Source organism: Stenotrophomonas pictorum JCM 9942 (assembly GCF_001310775.1).
In the GTDB taxonomy this organism is placed as follows: Bacteria; Pseudomonadota; Gammaproteobacteria; order Xanthomonadales; family Xanthomonadaceae; genus Stenotrophomonas; species Stenotrophomonas pictorum.
The window spans coordinates 1-1,257 of the sequence record NZ_BAZI01000587.1 but is presented as its reverse complement, the minus strand read 5'-3'; the positions used below and the strand labels follow the sequence as shown (position 1 = coordinate 1,257).

The following is a 1,257-nucleotide window of genomic DNA, read 5'->3' as shown; positions in this document are numbered from 1 at the left end:
GGCCCGCATCCGGTTCCAGCCCGCGCACGCGCAGCGCCTGGCCATGACCGCGGTAGCGCTCGGCGAACTCCGGGTAGTGGCTGGAGGCGTGGCCGAGGAAGGCGATGCGCCGGCAGCCGGCGTCCAGCAGATGCACGGTGATGTCGAAGCCGCCCTGGAAATTGTCGCTGCCCACCGAAACCCCGGGCTGGCCGGGCAGGGCGGCGCCCCAGCGCACGAAATGGGTGCCCTGTTCGACCAGCCGCTGCAGCCGTTCCTCCGATTCGTGGTAATCGCCATAGCCCAGCAGGATGATGCCGTCGGCCTTGTTGCTGTCCTCGAAATCGGCATGCCAGTCGCTGGACAGCTGCTGGAAGGAGACCAGCAGGTCCAGCCCGTTCAGCGCGCAGGCGCGGGTGATCGAGCCCAGCATCGAGTGGAAGAACGGATTGATCAGCGAGTCGTCCGGGGTCGGATCCTCGAAGAACAGCAGGGCCAGCGTGCCGGACTGCTGGCAGCGCAGGCTGGAGGCGTTCTTGTCGACCTTGTAGTTCAGCTGCCGGGCGATCTCCAGGATGCGCTTGCGGGTGTCTGCATTGACCATCGGGCTGCCACGCAGCGCCCGCGAGACCGTCGGCTGCGACACCCCGGCCAGGTGCGCGATATCCAGTGAGGTGGCCTTGCCCTTGATGATCATTGGCGACACTTGCCTGAAGACGCCGGGCATCATGCCACGGGCCACCGCTGGCCGGGGCCGTGCCGGGGGTGGGGCTTGTCCCACATGGGGCTGGCCGCCCACCTGATACCCGCCCGCGCCGGGACGTTATAATCTGCCGGCTATTGCCCGCATCCGGCGGGTGGACCCCAACGGAAGAGTAGGAACCCTATGGCCCGCGGCATCAACAAAGTCATCCTCGTCGGCAATCTCGGCAACGACCCGGACACCAAGTACACCCAGGCGGGCATGGCGATCACCCGCATCAGCCTGGCCACCACCAGCGTGCGCAAGGACCGCGACGGCAACAACCAGGAGCGCACCGAATGGCACCGCGTGGTGTTCTTCGGCAAGCTCGGCGAGATCGCCGGTGAATACCTGCGCAAGGGCAGCTCGGTCTACGTCGAGGGCGAGCTGCGCTATGACAAGTACACCGGCCAGGACGGGGTGGAGAAATACACCACCGATATCGTCGCCAACGAAATGCAGATGCTCGGCGGCCGTGGTGAAGGCGGCGGTGGCATGGGCGGCGAGCGTCCGCAGCGCCAGTCGGCACCGCGCCC

Annotated in this window: 2 protein-coding genes; one reads left to right on the top strand and one right to left on the bottom strand. The window is 67.1% G+C overall.

All coding sequences use genetic code 11. The features are described 5' to 3' along the window. Positions 1–676: LacI family DNA-binding transcriptional regulator (locus JCM9942_RS16275; protein WP_172675180.1), on the bottom strand; the 676-nt coding region annotated here is incomplete at its 3' end. A gap of 189 nt (positions 677–865) precedes the next feature. Here JCM9942_RS16275 and ssb point away from each other — a divergent pair. Beyond that, positions 866–1,257: single-stranded DNA-binding protein (ssb, locus tag JCM9942_RS16270; protein WP_054660896.1), on the top strand; the 392-nt coding region annotated here is incomplete at its 3' end.